General features: G+C 61.3%; 25 protein-coding genes. 16 read left to right on the top strand and 9 right to left on the bottom strand.

Features of this window, described 5'->3' with window-relative positions:
- Window positions 1–102: 102 nt before the first annotated feature.
- Both M0D67_RS28360 and M0D67_RS28355 read left to right on the top strand, forming a co-directional pair.
- Window positions 103–795 carry a TetR/AcrR family transcriptional regulator gene (locus M0D67_RS28360; RefSeq protein WP_266240582.1) on the top strand — a complete coding sequence of 231 codons (693 nt, stop codon included), beginning with the start codon at window positions 103–105 and terminating at the stop codon, window positions 793–795.
- 84 nt (window positions 796–879) lie between these two features.
- Complete coding sequence (locus M0D67_RS28355) at window positions 880–1,584, top strand: nitroreductase (protein WP_266240581.1); 705 nt, start codon at window positions 880–882, stop codon at window positions 1,582–1,584.
- A gap of 112 nt (window positions 1,585–1,696) precedes the next feature.
- Here M0D67_RS28355 and M0D67_RS28350 read toward each other — a convergent pair whose 3' ends face one another.
- From M0D67_RS28350 to M0D67_RS28330, 5 genes are all read right to left on the bottom strand, one after another.
- Window positions 1,697–2,788 carry a fatty acid desaturase gene (locus M0D67_RS28350; RefSeq protein WP_266240580.1) on the bottom strand — a complete coding sequence of 364 codons (1,092 nt, stop codon included), beginning with the start codon at window positions 2,786–2,788 and terminating at the stop codon, window positions 1,697–1,699.
- A gap of 212 nt (window positions 2,789–3,000) precedes the next feature.
- Entirely contained in the window at window positions 3,001–3,777 is a 777-nt protein-coding gene (locus tag M0D67_RS28345) for a CDP-diacylglycerol diphosphatase (RefSeq protein ID WP_266240579.1), read from the bottom strand.
- Window positions 3,778–3,856: 79 nt separating this feature from the next.
- Complete coding sequence (gene iaaH, locus M0D67_RS28340; protein ID WP_266240578.1) at window positions 3,857–5,311, bottom strand: indoleacetamide hydrolase; 1,455 nt, start codon at window positions 5,309–5,311, stop codon at window positions 3,857–3,859.
- 175 nt (window positions 5,312–5,486) lie between these two features.
- Window positions 5,487–5,702, bottom strand: coding sequence for a transcriptional regulator (locus M0D67_RS28335; RefSeq protein ID WP_154558403.1), 216 nt, complete (start codon window positions 5,700–5,702; stop codon window positions 5,487–5,489).
- Window positions 5,703–6,185: 483 nt separating this feature from the next.
- Window positions 6,186–6,845 carry an NADPH-dependent FMN reductase gene (locus M0D67_RS28330; protein ID WP_266240577.1) on the bottom strand — a complete coding sequence of 220 codons (660 nt, stop codon included), beginning with the start codon at window positions 6,843–6,845 and terminating at the stop codon, window positions 6,186–6,188.
- A 468-nt stretch (window positions 6,846–7,313) separates the two neighbouring features.
- On the opposite strand from M0D67_RS28330, the gene M0D67_RS28325 reads away from it, so the two are divergent.
- The 3 genes from M0D67_RS28325 (at window position 7,314) to M0D67_RS28315 (ending at window position 9,222) form a co-directional block, all read left to right on the top strand.
- Entirely contained in the window at window positions 7,314–7,991 is a 678-nt protein-coding gene (locus M0D67_RS28325) for a J domain-containing protein (protein ID WP_266240576.1), read from the top strand.
- Between the two features lie 297 nt (window positions 7,992–8,288).
- The gene (locus M0D67_RS28320) at window positions 8,289–8,489 is read left to right on the top strand and encodes a hypothetical protein (protein WP_266240575.1); all 201 of its coding nucleotides are present in this window, start codon (window positions 8,289–8,291) and stop codon (window positions 8,487–8,489) included.
- 211 nt (window positions 8,490–8,700) lie between these two features.
- Entirely contained in the window at window positions 8,701–9,222 is a 522-nt protein-coding gene (locus M0D67_RS28315; RefSeq protein WP_266240574.1) for a low molecular weight phosphatase family protein, read from the top strand.
- A 79-nt stretch (window positions 9,223–9,301) separates the two neighbouring features.
- On the opposite strand, the gene M0D67_RS28310 is transcribed toward M0D67_RS28315, so the two are convergent.
- From M0D67_RS28310 to M0D67_RS28300, 3 genes are all read right to left on the bottom strand, one after another.
- Window positions 9,302–9,628, bottom strand: a complete 327-nt coding sequence (locus tag M0D67_RS28310) for an H-NS family nucleoid-associated regulatory protein (protein WP_093636065.1) — start codon at window positions 9,626–9,628, stop codon at window positions 9,302–9,304.
- Window positions 9,629–9,765: 137 nt separating this feature from the next.
- Window positions 9,766–9,951 (bottom strand): hypothetical protein, encoded by a 186-nt coding sequence (locus M0D67_RS28305; protein WP_154558406.1) that lies wholly within the window; start codon window positions 9,949–9,951, stop codon window positions 9,766–9,768.
- A gap of 62 nt (window positions 9,952–10,013) precedes the next feature.
- Complete coding sequence (locus M0D67_RS28300; RefSeq protein ID WP_266240573.1) at window positions 10,014–10,205, bottom strand: hypothetical protein; 192 nt, start codon at window positions 10,203–10,205, stop codon at window positions 10,014–10,016.
- 204 nt (window positions 10,206–10,409) lie between these two features.
- Here M0D67_RS28300 and M0D67_RS28295 point away from each other — a divergent pair, with 204 nt between their 5' ends.
- The 6 genes from M0D67_RS28295 to M0D67_RS28270 all read left to right on the top strand — a co-directional run bounded on the left by M0D67_RS28295 (window position 10,410) and on the right by M0D67_RS28270 (window position 16,712).
- Window positions 10,410–10,718, top strand: coding sequence for a hypothetical protein (locus M0D67_RS28295; protein WP_154558408.1), 309 nt, complete (start codon window positions 10,410–10,412; stop codon window positions 10,716–10,718).
- 301 nt (window positions 10,719–11,019) lie between these two features.
- On the top strand, window positions 11,020–12,267 hold the full coding sequence (locus tag M0D67_RS28290; RefSeq protein WP_266240572.1) for an MFS transporter: 1,248 nt from the start codon (window positions 11,020–11,022) through the stop codon (window positions 12,265–12,267).
- Window positions 12,268–12,437: 170 nt separating this feature from the next.
- The gene (locus M0D67_RS28285; RefSeq protein WP_266240571.1) at window positions 12,438–13,190 is read left to right on the top strand and encodes an SDR family NAD(P)-dependent oxidoreductase; all 753 of its coding nucleotides are present in this window, start codon (window positions 12,438–12,440) and stop codon (window positions 13,188–13,190) included.
- A gap of 107 nt (window positions 13,191–13,297) precedes the next feature.
- Window positions 13,298–14,626, top strand: coding sequence for an MFS transporter (locus M0D67_RS28280; protein ID WP_266240570.1), 1,329 nt, complete (start codon window positions 13,298–13,300; stop codon window positions 14,624–14,626).
- Between the two features lie 49 nt (window positions 14,627–14,675).
- Entirely contained in the window at window positions 14,676–15,854 is a 1,179-nt protein-coding gene (rhmD, locus tag M0D67_RS28275; protein WP_171928829.1) for an L-rhamnonate dehydratase, read from the top strand.
- A 75-nt stretch (window positions 15,855–15,929) separates the two neighbouring features.
- On the top strand, window positions 15,930–16,712 hold the full coding sequence (locus M0D67_RS28270; RefSeq protein WP_266240569.1) for an SDR family NAD(P)-dependent oxidoreductase: 783 nt from the start codon (window positions 15,930–15,932) through the stop codon (window positions 16,710–16,712).
- Window positions 16,713–16,727: 15 nt separating this feature from the next.
- Here the strand turns inward: M0D67_RS28270 and M0D67_RS28265 are convergent, their stop codons facing one another.
- On the bottom strand, window positions 16,728–17,726 hold the full coding sequence (locus M0D67_RS28265) for a LysR family transcriptional regulator (RefSeq protein ID WP_154558413.1): 999 nt from the start codon (window positions 17,724–17,726) through the stop codon (window positions 16,728–16,730).
- Window positions 17,727–17,866: 140 nt separating this feature from the next.
- On the opposite strand from M0D67_RS28265, the gene rhaM reads away from it, so the two are divergent.
- The 5 genes from rhaM to M0D67_RS28240 are packed head-to-tail and all read left to right on the top strand — an operon-like array spanning window position 17,867 to window position 22,772.
- Window positions 17,867–18,190, top strand: coding sequence for an L-rhamnose mutarotase (rhaM, locus tag M0D67_RS28260; protein WP_266240568.1), 324 nt, complete (start codon window positions 17,867–17,869; stop codon window positions 18,188–18,190).
- A 41-nt stretch (window positions 18,191–18,231) separates the two neighbouring features.
- Window positions 18,232–19,125 carry an amidohydrolase gene (locus M0D67_RS28255; RefSeq protein WP_266240567.1) on the top strand — a complete coding sequence of 298 codons (894 nt, stop codon included), beginning with the start codon at window positions 18,232–18,234 and terminating at the stop codon, window positions 19,123–19,125.
- Between the two features lie 53 nt (window positions 19,126–19,178).
- Complete coding sequence (locus tag M0D67_RS28250; protein WP_266240566.1) at window positions 19,179–20,708, top strand: sugar ABC transporter ATP-binding protein; 1,530 nt, start codon at window positions 19,179–19,181, stop codon at window positions 20,706–20,708.
- A complete protein-coding gene (locus tag M0D67_RS28245; RefSeq protein ID WP_200561909.1) occupies window positions 20,705–21,763 on the top strand; it encodes an ABC transporter permease in 1,059 nt (352 codons plus the stop codon). The genes M0D67_RS28250 and M0D67_RS28245 overlap by 4 nt, the downstream gene beginning before the upstream one ends.
- Window positions 21,756–22,772: an ABC transporter permease gene (locus tag M0D67_RS28240; RefSeq protein WP_093636042.1), complete on the top strand. Its 1,017-nt coding sequence runs from the start codon at window positions 21,756–21,758 to the stop codon at window positions 22,770–22,772. The genes M0D67_RS28245 and M0D67_RS28240 overlap by 8 nt, the downstream gene beginning before the upstream one ends.
- Window positions 22,773–22,774: the final 2 nt, after the last annotated feature.

Here is a 22,774-nt window from a genome sequence, read left to right as displayed (position 1 = left end):
TGAGACCTGTTGTGCCGTGTTCAGCCTCAGGTAAAGTATTGCGTTCGTGTTGCAAACAGACGAGTTGCAGCCCGTTCCAGACACTTTACAGAGGGGGGCGGCGTGAATCGCAAGCCTGGAAGGAATGTCGGCAAGACAAAGGAAAAGGCTGTCGAGCCGCTTGAGGAGATGGCCCCACGTGATCGGTTGATCGCTGCGGCCGTCGCGCTGTTTGCGCAGCATGGATACGACGCCGTTAGTACAGGAACCGTTGCGACGAAGGCTGGCCTGACGCAGTCGATGGTTCACTATCACTTTGGCAGCAAGCTAAAGCTCTGGGAGGCGACGATCGACCATATCATGAGGAAACGGGGTGCGGTTTTTCCCTTGGGGCAATTCTTGAATCTAGCGGACGTTGATCCCCTAACCCGACTGAAGATCATGATTCGGACGTTTGTTTCGAGTAATGCGGCCGACCCAGACCTCAATCGAATCTTGATACATGAGGGCATGCAAAGCACACCTCGACTGAAATGGCTCGCAAAGACCTATATGTCGCAAGGCTATCAAGTCTTCAATGATGCAATCGAGGAGGCGATGCAGGCAGGTTTGGTCCGCCGACTTCCGGTGCATGAGATAACCAACATCATTGTCGGCGCCTGTGCACTTACATTCAGTATTGGCGCTCTTTTGCAAGCGGTCTATGGCTCGGCAGTAGACGACCCTGCCTCAGTTGCGTCAATGACCGATACCTTGGTCACTGTACTTTTTCGTGGTCTGGAACTGTCTGGCGCCCCAAGCCCGGGGCAGGCCTAGAAGGGACGTGTTCGACGCCCTTCGTTCTGCCTTTTCAAGTCGTATTCATGCCGTACGATTTCAGCTAGTCGCGAGGAATTGGTAATGAAAGAGGCAGTAAACGTAGGCGTCACATCCACATACAGCGTTACCGAGGCAGTCGCGCAACGCCGTTCGATTCGAGCGTTCCGGGCGCAATCGGTAGATAAGGATCTACTGCGAGACATTCTGGTTCAGGCAGCGCGGGCGCCATCGGGTGGCAATCTTCAGCCATGGAAGATTCATCTGGTGGTCGGTCAGCGACTCGTCGATCTGAAGCAGGTGATGACAGCGCGGACACTGGATTCGTTTCAGGAGGATGCCCTTGATTACGATGTTTATCCAAAGTCACTAGGCGAGCCGTATCGCACCCGGCGGTTCAGGGCAGGGGAGGACATGTATCGTCTGCTCGGCATTGGGGCCGAGCAGAAGGCGGCACGGGGGCAGCGCTTTCGCGACAACTTTCAATTTTTTGGAGCACCGGCCGCGCTGTTTTGTTTTATCGACCGTAACATGGGACGCCCACAATGGGTCGACCTGGGAATGTATCTCCAGACTGTGATGCTGCTGCTGAAAGCCAATGGACTGGATAGCTGCCCTCAAGAAAGCTGGAGTCTCTTTCCAAAGACGGTTAGCAGCTTCCTCGGTGTTCCTGATGAGGAGATGTTGTTTTGCGGAATGGCGATAGGTTATGCTGATCCCGACGCACCGGTAAACGCGCTGGTGACAGAACGCGCGGCACCGGATGAATTTATTCGGATTCATGCCTAGGCCTTATGCACTTTTTCATGAATGGTCTGCCGCGTGAGTTGAGTAATGAACTGGGGGAAGACCGATCCGACGAGAGTGCAGTTGCGAATACATGGAGTCGCGGTCGCGGATCTTATAGGACTTGTCTTGCGGTTTGGCGTTCAGCAGTAGCGGGTAGGTTGGCTTCACGGAGTTCTCTTCGACGGACAACTGCCATGAAATTGCCGCGCAACGTACCCGCAAACCAGGCGGAAGCAGGCGGGTTCTTCTGAATGAAATCGGATAGATTGTCGCCGTGCACCGGAGTCGCAACGAGAGCGAATGCGTAAAGCCTCAACCATTCGCTGTAACCGTGTACGAGAAACCCTCCCGAGCGTTCTATATATTGCTGCCGGGACGTTTCATAAACCTCCCGGAGTGCAAACCACGGAACATGCGGCAAGTCGTGGTGAACCAGATGATAGTTGTTGTTCAGGAACAGCAGCCGCCAGAACCACCCCGCCTCATTAATGACGGTGCGATGCTCATAAGCATGTGCCACCCGATGTTCCTGAAACGAGCGGATCGAACCTAACGACAACGATCCATAACCTGCGCCGACGATAAAGGCCCAGGCTGGGATTCCGCAGACGCGTTGAAGCCACACCGTCAGCGCGGCTAACGCAACCAGATGCGCGACCCACATCGGCACATGACGCAAATCACCACGTTTGATACTGCGGAGTTCATCGACACCCGTTGCCGCTATGGCAAAAGCCGGCCCGACTAGCAGGCGGCCGATAAACGTATTGCGGAAGATCAGCAGCGCGCGAATCGTCAAACCCGCACGTTGCCACACGCGCTGACTGACGAAGTAGCTTTCGGGATCGCGCTCAGGAAGCGTCAGATGCGGATCGTCGTGATGCTGAAGATGCGAATCGTGATAGACGCTGTACGGAAACCACACCGCGAGCGGCGCGAATCCTAATAGTGCGTTGACGAACGGCCAACGCGTCGGATGGCCGTGCAGCAACTCATGTTGCAGGGACATGTACCACGCACCCAGCAACGCCAGCAGCACAGTGGTCAGCGGCAGGCCGAGCACACGCGCATGCGTTGCCACACCGAACCATCCACCGTAGATTGTGGCGATCAGCAGCCACGTCGGCCATTGCGTGCGCCATGTCCAGCTTGCAGCCTGTTTGGCGAGTGTTTTACGTTGCGTGTCGTCGAGATAAATCGCCATCGGCTGGATCGGTCGGAATGCAGGTTTAGACCGATCCTACGGACCAATTCACACGACTAGAACCATTTTGTTCAGCAATGCATCTGCGCATATGTGCAAAAGCGGGGGGGCACATCGCTAGCCCTTGCGCAGCGCCAAGCCGCCATTACCCGGCGCGCCGACCGCCGTGCAAGGTCCTCGCGGATCCTGTCCGGGCGATCGGTAACAGACGCTCATTCACCGTCCGCCACGCGGCAAGCGTGATCGAGCAAGCCTTCCGCCGAGCCGCTGCCGTTGCCGACGTCGAGGCCGCTATTCACGACGAGCCAGCCGTCTTTCTCCGCCGACGGCCCCGCACCCGTCACGAGGATGGTTTGCATGGCCATCGCCGCAGCGCCTCTGTTATCACGCGCGACGATGCGAAACGGATTACTCGCCTGAGTGAGCGAGGTGACGCGCATGATCCGGTAGCTCTGGCCGTCGAGCGTATCCCAGCGCCACTCGCCAGGCGTGTCCTTCGCGTGACGCGCCAAGGCGTCGCTCACCTTGCTGTGCATGCAATCGATATGGATATGCAACTGGTTTTGCGTGCGGCGGAATTGCGAGTTGATCTCGATGCCGAGTTGATTGTCGGGCAAGGATCGCTTGACGGACTTATCGACGTAGAGCCGCGACACCCACGCGTCGTCCCAGTAGTCTTGTGCATTCGGCGCAAGCACGAATGGGCTTTCTATGCCGGTGACGCGGTCGGTCGGAATCAGCAGATGCTGCGAGCGGCCGACGATGTCCTTCAGGATCACATAACGTTTGTCGAGATCGACGACCGTGCATTGGCCCGGCGTGCCGGTGGCCTGTTGCGAGGGCACGCAGCGCATATCGACAATTTTCCAGAGCGCGTTCGAATCGACTGCGGCAAGACGCGCGCAGGAGACGGCGGTGAAGGCGACCGCCAATGCGGCGGCGGTGCGCAGAATAGTTTGGCGAAGGCGGGCGGGTTTGGGTACGGTCATCGGCATGCGGATCGGCGGTTTTTTACTGGCGTGTTCAGCGACATCTTCATTGGCACCTTCGACGGCATTTTCAAAGCCGTCAGAGCACCGGCGCTGGCAGCACGCCGAGCAATTGTTCGAAGGCGACGCCGATCGCCAGCAGCCGCCGGTCCTCGCCGAGCGGGCCATCCAGTTCCAGGCCGACCGGCAGGCCGCCGGCAGTCATCCCAGCCGCCAGCGACAAGCCCGGAATGCCGGACGTGCTGGCCGGGTCGGTATTGCGCAGGAACGCGTCCATCGTATCGATTGGCGCGGCGCCATCGATCGATACCGTCGACGAGCCGTGCAGGTCGTCGATCGGCACCGCGGCGAGGCGCGTGGTGGGGAACAGCAGCGCATCGAGACGCTCGTCCGCGAAAGTCGCCGCGACATACTGCTGCAAGCGCGGCCGCCATTGCTTCAGCGCTGCGTCGTAATGAGCGCCGAGTACGTCGGCGAGCACGCCGTCGTAGATCGCGCGCACGTCAGGGCTCGCGATGCGGGCTGCGATTTCAGCGACTGTCTTTACCGGTGCATTATTGGCGACGAGCCAGGCGAGCACGTCCTCGCGCGGCTCGTGGATCGCGATCGGTCCGCCGACGTGGCTGTTCAAGGTCTCCAGTTCGCTCATCGCTACAGGCACGAAGGTGACGCCTGCTGCTTCGAGGCGGCGCAAGGCGGCGCGTGCAACGTCTTCCACCTGGTGTTCGAGCCCTTCCCAGAGCGGCTCGGGCAGGCCGATGCGCAAACCGTTCAGCGTGAGCGCGGGCAACGGTCCCGTTCCGGTGATCACGCCGTCGAGCAAAGCGATATCGGCAACCGTGCGCGCCATCGGCCCCACCGTATCGCGCGTATGGCTGATCGGCACGACCGCATCCGGGTCGTGATAACGCCGTTCGGCCCCACCGTTACCAACCGACGGACGAAACCCCGCAATGCCGGTCAACGCAGCCGGAATGCGAGTCGAGCCGCCAGTGTCGGTGCCAAGACCCGCGGGCACGATGCGCGCGGCGATCGCGGCAGCGGTGCCGCCCGACGAGCCCCCGGGAATCAGCGTGGGGTCGTACGGATTGCGCACCGGCCCGGCGTGCGTGGCGAAGTTCGTGCTGGTGATGCCGAACGCGAGTTCGTGCATGTTGGCTTTGCCGAGGATGATCGCTCCAGCATCGAGAAGCCGTTGTACCGAAGGCGCGTTCGTCGTCGGCACGAAGCCTTCCAACGCGGGCGTGCCCGCCGAGGTCTGCAAACCGGCCGTGTTGATGTTGTCCTTCACGACGATGGGCAAACCGGCGAGCGGCAATTGCGCTTTTGCTTCGGGCGGCAATGCATCGATGCGCTGAGCGGCGGCCAGCGCGCCGTCGAGGTCGAGCGTGGTGAGCGCATTGAGGCTCGAGAGTGACGCCGCGCGCGCCAGCAGCGTGGCCATATAGTCGGCGGCCTTGAGGCGCCCGGACTGGATCGCGGCGACCGCTTCGGTTGCGGTTAGGGCCAACTGTTGATCGACGGTCCATGTCATCGCAGGCGTCTCCTTTAACTGAGGTATCGCCTATTCTGGCACAGCCGCTTAAGAATCGACGCCGGGTGGCGCAAGGTGGCCCGCGTTTGCCGGCTCGCGGGGTGGACGGTCTTCTCCGGCTCTGCGCGCGAGACCGGCGTGACCGCCTGGGTGCTATCGGACGAGTCTGCCGGCGTTACTTGCGGCTGTCGATCCACATGCGTCCCCAACGGAACGCATAGGCGAGCGCGTGCTCTTCGTCGAAGAAGTAGTCGAGTGCGTCGAACGAATAAGCCTGGCCCTGGCTTGCAGACGTTTTCTCGATGGTCAGGTTGGCGGCGAACAGGCCGTTGGGCAGCAGTTGCGCGGCCGGTGCGACTTCGTAGCCCTTGTAGCGGATATTTGAATTCATGGTCGTGGCAGTGAGTGTGCCCGCGTGTATTGCTGAGGAGCCGGCGCGCGGGACGCAACCCTGTGCGTCAGGCAACCGGTGAGTGAGCGGGCAGGATCAAGCGTAGGCCGCGCCGCGCAGCGGGTGAACCAATCTTTCGTCGTAAGCAAATCAGCGAGGTTCGGGAACGGTCTTCAGGAGGCCGGATCGGACGATAGTCGCAGCGTTCGAACACACTATCCGGCGTTGTGGGCGTACGGTCTGTTGTGTGGCGCACGGTTTGGGCGAGCGGAAACACGAGCGCGTTCGAACGCGCATGGCGCGGCTTGTCGGCCTTGAAAGTATCGTTGGAGGATGCTGCGGTTGGCGGGGAGAGGAGGCAAACGCACGCATGCGTCGAATGGTTCGTCGAGGCAGCGGGATGGCCGCCGGTTCAGTGCAAACGCGAGTGCGTCGAGGACCCGCAAGTGCGAGCGTGGATCCTCGACGCCGTACGCAAAGGCGCTAAACCGCGTGCAGCAACCGGGCGGGTTGCGCTTCCTTGACTGCATTGCCGAGCGGCGCGGCCGTCGGCGTGCGATGCGCGTTGAACGCCAGGGCGAATTGCGCGGCCTGCTGGCCGACCGTGGCGAGCTGATCGACGACCTTGGCGTCGGAACAGGTGTCGACGGTGTCGAAGCGCGTTTCCAGCGTGTTGATCCCGGCACCGAACGGCGTCGGCCAGCCGCGCAACGCGTGGACGATCGAGCGCAGCGACGTCAGCACCGAGCCGGCAGCCTGCCAGCCATAAGCGGTGACGATACAGCCGACCGCGCGGCCATCCAGATACGGCCGCTCATCGGCGCGCAGCTCCTCGAGCGTGTCGAGTGCGTTCTTGACGAGGCCCGAAACGCCGCCGTGGTAGCCGGGCGTCGCGATGATCAGCGCGTCCGCATGGCGCACGGCTTCGATCAGCTCGAGCTGTTCGGCCGTGCGTTGAGGGTTTTCCGGAGCGTAGTGGGGCAGGCTATGCAGGAAGGTGCCGCCGAACATGCGGGTATTCGCGCCCGCGGCTTCCGCGCCACGCAGCGCAAAGCCGAGTGCGCGCTCGGTCGACGACGCCGCGCGTGTCGTGCCGCCGATGCCGATGACGAGCGGCCGGCGGTGATGGTCGAAACTGGTCAACGAAATGCTCCTTCGGTAGCGGCTCACGGGACGCTGGCGCGGGGCTGCGCGTAGACGAACCGGGGCGAACCGGACTTTGAAGTGTCATCTTAATGACCGCCGCGAGCCGGGCGAAGCGACTTTTTGTTCTAACGATATAACCGCGCGGGGTTATCGGCGGCTCAGTGGGTCGTCTGACGGATGCGTCGAAGCCGTTTTCGATCCACATACGCCGCCCGGTGCAATGCAGTTGAGGCCGCCCCGGATAAGCATATGGCGAACCATTGTTTGGGGGCGCGATGACACGCGGCTATGATCGAGTCGTCTCCTCCATGACATCTCCTTGACATGGGATTCGGCCTCGCCACTGGCGGGGCCTTTTTTTCGTCTGGCATTTCAGTGGCGCCAGCGCTTGCCGCTTCACGATAAAGCCGTTTTTTGCATGCTACGATGGACCGCAACGCGAATCACGGCGAGGTCGAACAAGCAATGGCAACCCTGTATGACACGCTTGGTGTGCACGCGCACGCCACGGACGAAGAAATCAAGCGGGCTTACCGCAAGGCCGCGATGAAATGGCATCCGGACCGCAACAACGGCGCCGAAGAAGTTGCGCGCGCTACCTTCCAGGAAATCAAGGACGCGTACGCGATCCTCTCCGACGCCGCACAGCGCAAGGTGTATGACGCGGTCTATGCCGAGCAGATGCGCGGCTGGGAAGCGCAGCGCACCCGCCAGCAAAAAGCGCAGGCCGAACGTGAGGCGGCGGCGCGTGCCGCGGACGAAGCAGCGTATGCCGAGATGGTCTCGCTCGCCATGCGTTTCGCCGACGACGGCCACAATCGCGATGTGTTATTCGGCGTGCTGCTAGGACGTCGATGCGAGGCGCAGCGGGCCGCGCAGATCGCGGACAGCGTGTCGGCCTTGCAGGCGGCGCGGCGCGAGGCGGAGAAGGCGGAGGTCGCGGCCGAGGCGGCAGCAAAAGCGAAGGACGTCCCCGACGTTTCAGCCAAAGCGGAGGCAACGACGGTGAACGCCGCCGCCAATCGTGACGCACCAGGTAAGCACGCCAACCCAGGCAAGCACGAAGAAAGTGCCAGCGATGCTCATCCGGCCGGCGTACTGGGTGGACTCTGGTTCCAGTTCCTGAACGGCTTGCGGTTTTGAACAGACAGTTCTGGCCGGTAGACCCGAGACGTAGGCCGAATTGATATGGAGAGCGGCCTTCGGCGTTGGGATATCCGCTTCTAGAATCAAAGACATGTCCGTGACATGTGTCGTTCGAGCGTCGGCGTGAAGCGACGGCTCTTCATTGCCACGCATGCGGGTGGCGGACGCATCAGCACGTCGGGCACAGGTTGTATGTGTGCCCGCTGCTCCTCTCCTTGTTGCTGACTCTATTTCCCCGCGAAAGACCCGCTTCGCTTGACCTCCACGTTGCAGATTCCGAGAGGCACGACGGCCATGGTTACTTTTATTTTTGTCGTTGCGATGGCGGCGTTTATCCCGTACGTCGCAGCGCCCGGCATTGCGAACGGCGTCAAGTCGATCAGCGCGCAGCCTGCGGCGATGCTGTTCGAACCGTCACCGGCGGCGTCTGACGGCGCAAGCGACGCCGCGAACCGGATCGTGTCCGAACAGCGCGACAGCAAGGCTTCCGTCTGAGGAGCCGCCGTCACGCGGTCGAAAGCATGTTGAAAGATTCGGCTTTGAGCAGTTGCACTTCGTCGCCAATGCAGCGCGCGATACCCGTGGGTCGATGGCCCTGGTACAAATTCTTGTGGCGCAACAAATTACGTCATCGTAGTGTCACGAGGACGCAAGACTAGGCCGGCAGAATTGCGCATAGAGAGAGATAAAAAAACACGGGGTGAGCGTGACCAAAAAATACAAGGTGCTGTTTCTCTGTCGCGAGAATTCAGCACGCAGCATCATTGCCGAAGCTTTACTGCGCGAACTGGCTGGGCACCGGTTCGAAGCGTTCAGCGCGGGGCCGGAGCCGGCCACGCGCGTTCATCCCATTGCGATCGCGCAATTGCGGCCCGGTATATCGGACCTCGGCGTACTCTGCCCGAAAAGCTGGCTGGAATTCACCGGCGAATGGGCGCCGCGGATGGACCTCGTCATCGCCATGGACGCGTGCGTCGCTGGGCATCATGCGCCGCGCTTTCCCGGAGAACCTGCGTTGTGTAGCTGGATCTTTGCCGATCCGCTTGCCGATGGCATGCTCGAGCCGGAGCGAGTCCGTTCGTTCGAAAAGGTGTTCTGGCAAATCGTCCGGCAGGTCAGCACGTTTATCGAATTGCCGCAGTACGCGGCGGCGCCGACTCGTGCCGGCGACGCATCGTGTGCATCGAAGAGCGACGCGCCGAGTTCCGCCATTCGGTGCAACGTGTGAACGGCCCCGGCGCGTCAACCAGTACGGGGTTATGCCTCGGGGTTATGCCTTTGCTCCAGCGGATTGGCGATCAGACGGCTTAGCGGTTGTTCGGGCGCGCAAGCGGACTTCCCGCGAATGGGTCGTTTAGCCAATCCACCTGTTTTTTCGGCTGCGGGGCGGGTGCCGGCGTGGCCGATAATTCGAAGTGGTCGATTGATTGACCAGCGCTAATTGCCTGTTTAAGCCATTGGGGCATTTCGCCCTGGCCATCCCAGCTATCTCCCGTTGCGCTGCGGTAGCGTTCAGCCTTTTGCCCCTTCGGTTCGGCCGCCAGCACGGCGGCGAGGTCTTCTGGTTTGATACCAAACTCTTCCATGCGGTGGCGGAGATACGCAATCATGCTATCTCGCTTCCTTTCGTCCATAAGATATTCGTCCTTCTAAAGCGTCCGGCGTTCTGTCAGTTACAGATTGCAAGGGGAAGCCGCGAAAGCATTGAGCCCACGTAGATGGGGTCCGCTCGCGGTAAGGTTATTGATCGAAGGAAATTCCAGCGGCAGCGTCAAAGAACGTCGCCCCATACATTGCGGTACAGCATATGCCCAACAAGCCCGCCTATAAGGCTGACTGTGCCAATCAGTGAATATTCAAGCGCTCCGCCGCGCGGCAGGTACGGCTGGGTAAGCCCTACGGCCGCAATGGAAAAAACGGTGATGACAATGCAATGATTGCGAACAGTCGGTCTCATGTCGACGCTCCGTCTCTCGCCGGTGCCTCGCGCGGGGCCGATTTTTGTGCGTTATGCCAGCATCATAACGCACTGTTCGGGTAACGCACGCGCCGGCCAGCCTGATTTTGTTGTTCCATGTCGCCGATCGAACGGCGGCCGGTGCCGCCAAGGCCGCCTGCACCGCCGGGATTGAAATCCTGAGTGGCCGACCTATAACGAAACAGCGGAGCAACAATCTGCGTTTCCAGCCTGGTGGCGACCGCTTCCGGCAAGCCGCGCGTGCACGCCCGACATCGGTTTCAGGCCTGGCAACTATTTACTCGTTTAGTTCGGTGACTCGCCGCAGCAGTCCCGCATAGGCATTCGCCCCTTTGTCAGTTCGTCAGTTCGATTTGATGACACGACGTTTTTTTCGCGGATTACTTCTTTTTTTGAAGGGGTTAAGCGCTGCTGCGCCGGATTCGAGGAGTCTGGACATGAAACTACGTTTATTGATGGCGTTGGCAAGCGCCGCTCTGTTTCTGGCGCCGAGCACAGCCGGCGCACTGGACAGCCAGCAGGGCGAAGCCGCGTCGGGCCGGGCGCTCATGCAGAACGCAAACGAATCGGTGCAGGACACCACCGACATGTCGTTTGGTGACACTGTGCGGACCGCGATGCCGGCCGGGCAACCGGTGCAGAACGCCTCCTATGGCGGGGTGGCCGCAGGCGCTACGGAAGTGGGAGGCCGACAGGAGCGGCCGTGCGCTTCCGGGCCGCAATGCAGGATCTATTTTGGCCAATAGCAGGCCGGCAGTTCAGGAGGCGGTGGGGGAGCAGAACGCACCGCCTCCAATTCCATTCGCGCACGGCATCCTGATCGGAATACCCACACGCCCGAGTGCAATTTTACGGAGTCGTCAGCGGGCGATTTAATACGATGTTAAGGTGTGTTCCATTCGGGTTTTCGCTCGCTGTCTTTTCCGATCGCAATCATAAGCAGGCCAATACCGCCTGCTTTTTTATTCATGATTTGCAGTCTGCGATTTGATTAGTCCGGTGACTGCTCCAATCCCACCCGTTGTTTAGTTACTCGCAAACAATACTATGTTGATGGAAGATAATCTGCCGGCGAGCATTGCCTCGCCGGACGATGGGGCTTCGTCGTCCCTGCGTTCCTGGCTCGCCGTTGTGGCCGTTGCAATCGGTGCGTTCGCGTTCGTGACCACGGAGTTTTTACCTGTCGGACTACTGCCGCATATAGCGGCGGATCTGGGTGTGCTGCCTGGCACCGCAGGGCTGATGGTCACGGTGCCGGGCGTGATTGCCGCCATCTCGGCGCCCGGTTTGATGCTGGTGGCCGGACGGATGGATCGCCGGCGTGTCTTTCTGTTGCTCACGGCCTTGCTGCTGGCGTCGAATCTGATTTCCGCCTTCGCGCCCGATTTCCTGTTCATGCTGGTCGGACGCGCGTTGCTCGGCGCGGCGCTGGGCGGCTTCTGGACGCTGGCAACGGCGGCATCGGGGCGCCTCGTGCAGCCGAAAGATTCAGCCAAAGCGATGGCGACGATCCTGACCGGCGTGACCTGCGCGACAGTGATCGGTGTGCCGCTCGGCACATTCATCGCCAGCTTCGCGTCGTGGCGTGCTTCGTTTATGGCAACCGGCGTGCTTGTCGCGATCGCGCTCGTGGCGCAGTTCGTTTTCGTGCCGTCGTTGCCGTCGACCACCGCCTTGCGGCTGCGCGATCTGGTGGCGCTGCTGCGCCGGCCGCATCCGCGTAGAAGCATGCTGATGGTGGCGCTCGTATTCGGCGCGCATTTCTCCTCGTACACGTACATCACGCCGTTCCTGCTGCATAACGCGGGTTTCACGATGTCGACGATTACGTGGCTGCTGCTCGGCTTCGGCATTATTGGGTTCTTCTCGAACTTCGCCGTTTCGTCGACGGTGACGCGTAATCTGAAAGTGTCTCTGGGCGTGATGGTTTCTCTGCTCATGTTCGCGCTGCTGGCAATGCCGTTGCTGGAACAATCGCCAATCGGGGTCGCCGCGCTCGTACTCGCGTGGGGTGTTTCGTTCGGCGCACTGCCGCTGTGTTTCAGCATCTGGATTCAGCGCGCCACGCCGGATTCGCCCGAAGCGGGCTCGGCGCTGTTTGTCAGCATCATTCAGGTTGCCATTGCTTTGGGATCGCTCATTGGTGGCGTGGTGGTCGACCATGTCGGTATTTCCGCCGACTTTCTCTTCGGCAGCGGTTTGGCGCTGCTGGGACTCGCGGCGCTCGCGAGCTTCGGACGAAGCAAGCAGGAAGTACCAGCGGAAGCGATGGCGTGTCCGGCGTGTACTGATTAGCCGGTAAGCGTCGAGCGCCACGTCAACCGATCCGATTTTGTTATCGGCCCCTCCAATACACGGATTGTTAGCGCATCGCACCGCTCGTATATTTGCTGGACGAAAGCACAGACAGCAGAAATACAACAACTGAACGGCAGGCCTCTCGGGCCTGCTACAGGAGCACAGCGATGAATCGAATCGATCTGGAGCGGCGTGTTGTCGCCATTACCGGCGGCGCGCGCGGCATCGGCTACGCAGTGGCTCAACGGGCGCTGAACTCGGGCGCGTCGGTCGCGCTATGGGACGTCGACACCGAGCGCCTCGCGCGCAGCGAGCGCGAACTCAGCGAACTCGGCAAAGTCACCGCCGTCACAGTTGAACTCACCCAGGAAGCGTCAGTGGTTCAGGCGGTGGCGCAAACGGTCGCCGCCCATGGCGCGATCGACGTGCTGATCAACTGCGCCGGCATCACCGGCGGCAACGGCACGACGTGGGAGCTGGACCCCGAGGTCTGGCGCCGCGTGATCGACGTGAATCTGATCGGCCCGTATCTCACCTGTCGCGCGGTCGTGCCGCAGATGCTCAAGCAGGGGTATGGCCGGATCGTCAATATCGCGTCCGTTGCCGGCAAAGAGGGCAATCCAAACGCCTCGCACTACAGCGCCTCCAAAGCCGGACTCATCGGCTTGACCAAATCCCTCGGCAAAGAACTCGCGACGAAGAACATCCTCGTCAATGCGGTCACGCCGGCAGCGGCCAAAACGGAGATCTTCGATTCGATGTCGCAACAGCATATCGACTACATGCTCTCGAAGATTCCAATGAACCGCTTCCTGCTGCCGGAAGAAGCGGCGTCGCTGATTCTCTGGCTCTCTTCCGAAGACTGCGCTTTCAGCACCGGCTCGGTATTCGACCTGTCCGGCGGCCGCGCCACTTATTGAGTCGTCTCAGCGTCGCCTAGGCCGTAGCCGTAGTAGTTGCAGTAGCAGTTGCAGTGCAAAAGGAAAAAACGCAGAGCGCGACCCGCATGCTCTGCGAAGGAGACGACATGAATCCGCATTCGCCCGCTTCACTGGAGGCGATCAACAGCAAGGTCATGCGCCGGCTGTTGCCGTTTCTCTTGCTGATGTACGTGCTGGCGTTTCTCGATCGCGCCAATATCGGCTTCGCGCAGAAAGCGTTGCAGCACGATACGGGCTTGTCCAATGAGGCTTTTGCGTTCGGCGCGGGCGTGTTCTTTGTCGGTTATGCATTGTTCGAAGTACCGAGCAATCTTCTGCTGCATAAGGTCGGTGCGCGCGCGTGGATGTGCCGGATCATGGTGACCTGGGGGCTCGTCTCGGCGGCGATGTGTCTTGCGCATACGCCGACTGCTTTCTACTCGCTGCGTTTTCTGCTTGGTGTCGCCGAAGCCGGTTTCTTCCCCGGCGTGATCTATTACCTGACGCATTGGTTTCCGCAAGCGGCGCGAGCGCGTGCGGTGGGCGTGTTTTATTTCGGTGCGCCGCTGGCGTTCATCTTCGGCAGTCCGTTGTCGGGTTCCTTGCTCGAACTGCATGGCGCGATGGGTTTGGCCGGCTGGCAGTGGCTGTTTCTGATCGAGGGGACGCTGGCATCGTTGGTCGGCGTGTGGGCGTTCTGGTATCTCGACAACCGTCCTGAAGACGCCCAGTGGCTCGACGCGCAGGAGCGCACCACCTTGCGCCGCGCGCTTGATGACGATGCGCTCGCCGCATCGGCGCATGGGCCGCGTCATATTCTCGCTGCGCTGGTGGACCGCCGTGTGTTGCTGCTTTCGGCGATCTATCTGCTGATTCAGATGAGCGTCTACGGCGTGATCTTCTATTTGCCGCAGCAGGCGGCGGCTTTGCTCGGCACGACGGTCGGTTTGCGCGTTGGCCTCGTCGGCGCGCTGCCATGGCTGTGTGCGTTGGCTGTCACGTGGTACGTGCCGCGTCGAGCGGATCGTACGGGTGCGCACCGGCGCTGGGCCGTTGCGCTGCTGGTGCTCGCGGGTCTCGGCATCGGCGCCTCGGGGCTCGCGCATAACCCGTCGATCGGCCTGATCGCGCTGTGCTGTGCGGCCAGCGGCTTCATCGCGGCGCAACCGCTGTTCTGGACATTTCCGACACGCTACCTCACGGGTGCCGCAGCGGCGGGCGGGATCGCGTTGATCAATTCGCTCGGCGGCCTCGGCGGATTTATTGCGCCGAGCCTGCGCACTGCGGCGGAACGGGCGTTTTCGTCGACCTCGGCGGGGCTGATCGTATTGGGCGTGTCGAGTCTGCTGGCGGCGCTCATGATCGGCACGCTGTTACGTCGTGACGGCGTCCAATCAAGCGGGTCTCTCCAACAATTACTGCACCGCGCCCGCTAGGCGCATTTTTTGGCTGCACGTTCGACGCACCCATAACGGAGCCCTTTTCATGGCCATGCCTACTATCCGGCACGTGCGTGCCTTCATCGTCCGCGGTGGCGGCGCGGACTATCACGATCAACCCGATGGACACTGGATCGACGATCACATTGCCACGCCGATGGCGCGTTATCCGGAGTATCGCGAGAGCCGGCAGTCATTCGGCATCAATGTGCTCGGCACGTTGGTGGTCGAGATCGAAGCGAGCGACGGCACGGTTGGTTTTGCGGTGACGACGGGTGGTGAGATCGGCGCGTTCATCGTTGAAAAACATCTCGCACGTTTTCTGGAAGGCCAGCTCGTCACCGACATCGAGAAGATTTGGGATCAGATGTATTTCTCGACGCTGTACTACGGCCGCAAAGGCGTGGTGCTGAATACGATCTCGGGCGTCGATCTCGCGTTGTGGGATTTGCTTGCGAAAGTGCGCAAGGAGCCGGTGTACCAACTATTGGGCGGCCCGGTGCGCGACGAACTCGTGTTCTACGCGACTGGTGCGCGTCCGGACTTGGCTAAGGAGATGGGATTCATCGGCGGCAAATTGCCGTTGCAGCATGGTCCTGCTGAAGGCGAGGCGGGTCTCAAGAAGAATCTGGAGAAGCTCGCCGAGATGCGTAGTCGTGTAGGTGATGACTTCTGGCTGATGTACGACTGCTGGATGAGCCTCGACGTACCGTATGCAACGCGGCTCGCGCAGGCCGCGCACGAGTACGGTCTGAAATGGATCGAAGAGTGCCTGCCGCCGGACGACTACTGGGGTTACGCCGAACTGCGCCGCAACGTGCCGCGCGGCATGATGGTGTCGACCGGCGAGCACGAAGCGACGCGTTGGGGTTTTCGCATGCTGCTGGAGATGCAGTGCTGCGATCTGATTCAGCCGGATGTGGGCTGGTGCGGCGGCATCACCGAACTCATCAAGATCTCCGCGCTCGCCGATGCCCACAATGTGATGGTGGTGCCGCACGGTTCATCGGTGTATAGCTATCACTTCGTCGTCACGCGGCACAACTCACCGTTCGCCGAGTTTCTGATGATGGCGCCGAAGGCAGATGAAGTCGTGCCGATGTTCACGCCGCTGCTGCTCGATGAACCGGTCCCCGTGAATGGACGGATGAAAGTGCCCGACACGCCGGGCTTCGGTGTGCGGCTCAATCCGGAGTGCGCGCTGGTGCGGCCTTATCCACGCTGAATGCTTATTGAAGGTGGGTTGGACTAGATTTCAACCCGCAAGACATCTTATCGATCCAGCCAACAGGAGAATGACGTGTTGCTCAAGGACAAGGTCGTGATCGTTACCGGCGGCTCGCGTGGCATCGGCCGCGCGATAGCAGTTGCGTGCGCAACCGAAGGTGCGGACGTGGCGATCAACTACTGGGGCGATAACGACGCATCGTATGGGCGCCGTTCGGCGGTCGCGGAAGTGGTCGGCGAAATTGAAGCCTTGGGGCGGCGCGTGATCGCGATCGAAGGGAATGTCGCCTTACGCGAAACCGGTCAGGAACTCGTGCGCCGCACTGTCGAAGCCTTCGGCAAAGTCGATGTGCTCGCGAGCAACGCCGGCATCTGCCCGTTTCACGCCTTTCTCGACATGCCGCCCGAGGTATTGGAGCCGACGGTGGCAGTCAATCTCAACGGGGCGTTCTACGTCACGCAGGCCGCCGCGCAGCAAATGAAAGCGCAGGGTACGGGGGGTGCGATCGTGGCGACGAGCTCGATCAGCGCGCTGGTGGGCGGCGGCATGCAAACCCACTACACGCCGACCAAAGCCGGTGTGCATTCGCTGATGCAGTCATGCGCGGTAGCGCTGGGGCCGTACGGCATTCGCTGCAATTCGGTGATGCCCGGCACGATCGCGACCGACCTGAACGCGGAAGATCTCGCCGACGAAGCTAAAAGAGCCTACTTCGAAAAGCGTATTCCGCTGGGCAGACTGGGCCGCCCGGAGGATGTCGCCGATTGCGTGGTATTCCTTGCCTCCGACCGCGCGCGTTATGTAACAGGCGCCGCGCTGCTGGTGGACGGCGGCCTGTTTGTCAACTTGCAGTAACGGGCGATGGCGACGTCAATGAATCGGTGCGGATACGATCACAGGCTCAGTCGCGGTCGCGGTGGGATCGTCGCGTGCGAGCTTGCGCGAGAAACCGCGCAGCAAATCGATAAAGCGCAACGCGGGTTCGGCGAGCGCTTCTTCCTTGCGCGTGAGAATGCCGAAGCCGGCGAGGCTCTTGCCGATCTCGAGCGGCAGCGCAACCAGCAGCTTGCCACGCACATGATCGCGCACCACGGACTCGGGCAGCATGGCCACGGCGTCGTAGTTCTCGAGCAATTGCAGCGTGGCGAAGATCGACGCGCACTCGGTCAGGTTGACGGGTGTCGCCAGACCCGCACGCGCGAGTTCCTCTTCGAACAGCACGCGCGCTGGACTGGTGACCGGTTGCGCCACCCACGGCCAGTCGATCAGCTCCCGCAACGTGATGCGCGAGCGCTGCGCCAGCGGATGCACCGAACGCACCACCAGCAGCAACGTCTCGCGCGCGAGCGGTTCGAAACTGAAATCGTTGTGTTGCAACGGACTGGTCAGCCGTCCAAGCGCCAGATCGACTTCGCGGCGATGCAGCAATTGCACGACCTGGTCGCTGGTTTCGCCAAGAATGCGCACGTTCAGCAGAGGGCTTTCGGTTTTCAGGGCGGCGACCGCCATGGCCAGCAGATCGGGCGCGGCGCCCATGATCGCGCCGACGGTCAACTGTCCATGCCCGCCGCGGCGTTTGACGTCGAGGTCTTCGGCGAAACGGGTCAATTCGGCGAGCGCGCGCCGCGCATACGCCAGCGTGACCACGCCGAGCGGCGTGGGCGTCATGCCGCGCGCGTTGCGCTCGAACAGCAGGAAGCCGAACGCTTCCTCGATATCGCCGAGCATGCGGCTCGCGCTGGGTTGCGCGACGTTGATGGCCTCGGCGGCCTGGTGAAGATTGCGCGCGTCATCGAGCGCGACGAGCAGCGCCAGATGCTTGAACTTGAGCCGATTGACGAGTGCGATGGCGGCTGAGTGTTGGCTCATGGTTCCGGGTGCGATTCGGTTTGTGGATCGCCCAATCCCAACAACGGATTGAGATGCTATCGACGCAGGAATTATAGTCGTACCAGACGCTTCTACGCTTCTCAGGGAAAGCGCCCGGATACGACGGGAGACAGGCCGCAATGGAAACAATCGCTTTCCGGATGGTGCTCAACCCCGGCATGCGCAAAGAATACGAGCGACGTCATGCGCAAATCTGGCCTGAACTGGTTGATGCATTGCACAACGCCGGTGTGCGCGACTATCGGATCTTCTTCGACGCAGACTCGGGTTACCTTTTCGCCATTCTGACGCGCAGCACGAATCACACCATGAACGCGCTGCCGCAACTCGACGTGATGCGCAAATGGTGGGATTACATGGCCGACATCATGCAGACGGCCCCTGACCATACGCCGCTTCAACAACCGCTGGAGCCGGTCTTTCATCTGAATTCGCTTAGCTAACGTAGCTGACTGTGCCTGGCCTGAAGGGCGGAGGATGTCGCATGCAGGTTGTCGATTCGCATATCCATCTGTGGGATCTGAAGACGCATCGCTATCCGTGGCTGGAAAACCCGGGCGTGTCGTTCGTGGGTGACGCGCGCGATCTGAAGCACGACTATCTGCTCGATGATCTGCTCGGCGAGGCGGGCGATATCGAGGTGCTGAAACTGGTGCACGTAGAGGCGAATCACGATCCTGCCGATCCGGTCGAGGAAACCCGCTGGTTGCAGTCCATTGCGGATCGTCCGGCCTCGCGTGGCATGCCGGATGCGATTGTCGCCGCCGTGGATCTGTCTGCGGCGAACGCACCCGAAATGCTTGAGGCGCACGCATCGTTTGCCAACACGCGTGGCATCAGGCAGATCCTGAACGTGCACGAGAACAAGTTGTTTGATTACGTGGGCCGTCATTTCATGCGCGAGCCGCAGTGGCGCGAACATTTTGCGTTGCTGAGCCGTTACGACATGTCGTTCGATCTGCAACTGTATCCGTCGCAGATGGAGGAGGCGGCTGGGTTGGCGCGCGCGCATGGGGATACGGTTTTTATCGTCAATCATGCGGGGATGTTCGTGGACCGCAGCAGCGTTGCCGGCTATCGCGCGTGGCGTGAAGGTATGCGGACGCTTGCGAGTTGCAGGAATGTCGCGGTGAAGATCAGCGGACTCGCCATGTTCGATCATCAGTGGACCATCGAAAGCCTGCGGCCTTATGTGCTTGAGACGATCGATACGTTCGGCGTCGAGCGCGCGATGTTCGCATCGAACTTTCCGGTCGATCGGTTGTTCGGCTCTTACCAGGATTTGTGGCACGCGTACGCGTCGATCGTCGACGGCGCGAGCGATGCTGAAAAAGAAGCGCTGTTTTGCCGTAACGCGGAGCGTTTTTATCGTATCTGACGTACCTGCCGCGTCTGACGCATTCCCAAAAGCAAAAGAGAAGGAGACACGTAGTGCAGCAATCCCCATCCGCTGTGCCCAGGCTCGAACTACGGCACGCGAGCAAATCATTCGGCCGGGTCCGTGCGTTATCCGACGGCGATCTCGCGTTGTGGCCGGGCGAAGTGCATGCATTGCTCGGCGAGAATGGCGCGGGCAAATCGACGGTCGTGAAGATTCTCGCGGGTGTGCATCAGCCGGATACCGGTGAACTGCTGGTCGACGGCGTGGCGCGCCGATTTGCAACGCCTGCGGAAGCACGCGACGCGGGTCTCGCGGTGATCTATCAGGAGCCGACGCTGTTCTTCGATCTCTCGATCGCGGAGAACATCTTCATGGGGCGGCAGCCGGTCGACCGGATCGGCCGCATTCAGTACGACGCCATGCGCCGCGAGGTGGATGGTTTGCTGGCCTCGCTCGGGGTCGATCTGCGTGCGGATCAACTGGTGCGTGGGCTCTCGATTGCCGATCAGCAGGTGATCGAAATTGCGAAGGCGTTGTCGTTGAACGCGAACGTGCTGATCATGGACGAGCCGACCGCCGCCTTGTCGCTGCCCGAAGTGGAACGGCTCTTTGCGATCGTACGCAAGCTGCGTGAGCGTGACGTGGCGATTCTGTTCATCACGCACCGACTCGACGAAGTGTTCACGTTGACGCAACGCGTGACGATCATGCGCGACGGCGCGAAGGTATTCGATGGGCTCACCGCCGATCTCACTACCGAATCCATCGTCGCGAAGATGGTGGGCCGTGATCTGGAAACCTTCTATCCGAAGGCCGACCGGCCACCGGGCGAAGTGCGATTGTCAGTGCGTGGACTCACGCGCATCGGCGTATTCAAGGACATTTCCTTCGACGTCCGCGCGGGCGAAATCGTCGCGCTCGCGGGGCTCGTCGGCGCGGGACGCAGCGAAGTGGCACGCGCGATCTTCGGCATCGATCCCCTCGATTCGGGTGAAATTTCGCTTGGCGGCAAACGTCTCACCGCAGGCAGTCCGGCCGCCGCTGTGCGTGCCGGCCTCGCGCTGGTCCCGGAGGACCGTCGTCAGCAAGGGCTGGCACTGGAGTTGAGCATCGCGCGCAATGCCTCGATGACGGTGCTTGGACGTCTCGTCAAACATGGGCTGATTTCCACGCGAAGCGAAACGCAGTTGGCCAATCAGTGGGGCACGCGTTTGCGCCTCAAAGCGGGTGACCCGAATGCGCCGGTCGGCACGCTTTCCGGCGGCAATCAGCAGAAGGTCGTGCTGGGCAAGTGGCTCGCCACGAATCCAAAGGTCCTGATCATCGACGAACCCACGCGCGGCATCGACGTCGGCGCCAAGGCCGAGGTGTATGGCGCGCTGGCGGAACTGGTGCGCGATGGCATGGCCGTGTTGATGATTTCGAGCGAATTGCCGGAAGTACTCGGCATGGCCGATCGCGTACTGGTCATGCACGAGGGACGTATCAGCGCGGACATCGCGCGCGCCGAAGCCGACGAAGAACGCATCATGGGCGCGGCGCTCGGCCAACCGGTTCCACCGTTGGGGAACGCGGCATGATGCGCCATTCGACGACCCATCCCGCGCCGGTTCAGGCGTCAGCCCCCAAGCGCACCGGCAGCGCGCCAGGCGGCTTCATCGCGGGCATTGCGAAGAGCCGCGAAACGACGCTCTTCGTCGTGCTGATTCTGCTGATCGTGGGTACGGGGCTCGCAAAACCGCAGTTTCTGAATCTGCAGAATCTGCGCGACGTGTTGCTCAACGTGTCGATCATCAGCTTGCTGACGGCCGGCATGACCGTGGTCATCCTGATGCGGCATATCGATCTGTCGGTGGGGTCGACGGTCGGTATCAGCGCGTATGCGGTCGGCAGCCTGTACGTTGCGTTTCCGCATATGCCGGTGATCGTCGCGTTGCTGGCTGGACTCGCGATCGGATTGGTGGCGGGCAGTATCAACGCATTGCTCGTTGCCGTGGGGCGCGTGCCGTCGCTGGTAGCGACACTCTCCACGCTCTACATCTTTCGCGGCGCGGATTATGCATGGGTGCACGGCGGCCAGATCAACGCGACCAGTTTGCCTGACGCGTTTTCCCGTCTCGCTACTGGCACTTTCTTCGGCATACCGACGCTCGCGCTGATCGCGATCGTCGTGCTCGCCGGTCTGGCTGTCTATCTAAAGCAGTTTCGCGGCGGACGCGAACACTACGCCATCGGCTCGAATCCGGAGGCGGCGCGGCTTGCCGGCGTGAACGTCGAACGTCGCGTGATGGCGGGTTTTCTGCTGTCCGGCGCGATTGCCGGTTTCGCGGGCGCATTGTGGCTCGCGCGCTTCGGCACCGTCGATGCAAGCACCGCGAAGGGCATCGAGTTGCAGGTCGTTGCCGCCGCCGTGGTGGGTAGCGTGGCGATCACCGGTGGTGTGGGCACCATCCTCGGCGCCACGCTCGGTGCGCTCGTGCTGGGTGTGATCAGCATCGCGCTCGTCGTGCTGCACGTCTCGCCATTCTGGGAGCAGGCGATTCAGGGCGCGCTGATCGTCGCCGCCATTACCGCCGACACCTTGCTGGCCCGCTCCGTCGCCAAACGCATGATGAGGAAACGCGATCATGGCTAAACCCGATTCCGCGCTGCTCACGCGCAAACGCGAAACGCCGTTGCAATGGGAAGTGTTGCTGGTCATCGTGCTGGCCCTGTCGCTCGTGCTCGGGCGCTTGTTGTCGCCGGTGTTTCTCACCGGTGCGAATGTCAGCAACATCCTCGCCGATCTGACCGAGATCGCGTTGATGGCGCTGCCCATGACGCTGATTATCGTCGCCGCGGAAATCGACCTGTCGGTAGCGTCGGTGTTGGGCGCCTCCAGTGCGCTAATGGGCGTGCTGTGGCACATGGGCCTGCCGATGCCGGTCGTGATCGTGCTGGTATTGATTGCCGGCGCGCTGGCAGGCTTGCTGAACGGCCTCGTGATCGTCAAGCTCAATCTGCCTTCGCTTGCGGTCACCATCGGCACGCTCGCGCTGTTTCGTGGCCTCGCGTACGTGCTGCTCGGCGATCAGGCGGTCGCGGATTTTCCCGCAGCTTATACAGCGTTCGGCATGGACACGGTCGGCTCGACTTTCATTCCATTGCCTTTTGCGATCGTAATCGTCGGCGCGGTGCTGTTTACCGTGCTGCTTCAGTCTACGGCGTTTGGCCGCAGCCTCTACGCAATCGGTGCGAATCCGACCGCGGCGGCTTTCTCCGGTATCGAAGTCGCGAAGATCAGGCTGCGTCTATTCGTGCTGTCCGGCGCGATGAGCGCGCTGGCGGGCGTCGTCTATACGCTGCGCTTCACCAGCGCACGCGGCGATAACGGCGAAGGCTTCGAATTGTCCGTGATCGCGGCGGTGCTGTTCGGCGGCGTGAGTATTTTCGGCGGACGCGGCTCGATGTTCGGCGTCCTGCTCTCGCTGCTGATTATCGGCGTGCTGAAAAACGCGCTGACGCTCGACGATGTGTCGAGCGAAACGCTGACGATCGTTACCGGCGTGCTGCTGCTGGCATCGGTTCTGATTCCCAATCTGGTTGCGCGCTGGCGTGCGGCGCGTGACCGGCGTTTCATCGCGAAGTCCGCTTCTTCTTTATAACG

This window comes from Paraburkholderia sp. SECH4, from assembly GCF_030511745.1.
Classification (GTDB): domain Bacteria; phylum Pseudomonadota; class Gammaproteobacteria; order Burkholderiales; family Burkholderiaceae; genus Paraburkholderia; species Paraburkholderia madseniana.
The sequence above is the reverse complement of the archived record's forward strand: the minus strand, read 5'-3'. Positions and strand labels throughout refer to the sequence as shown.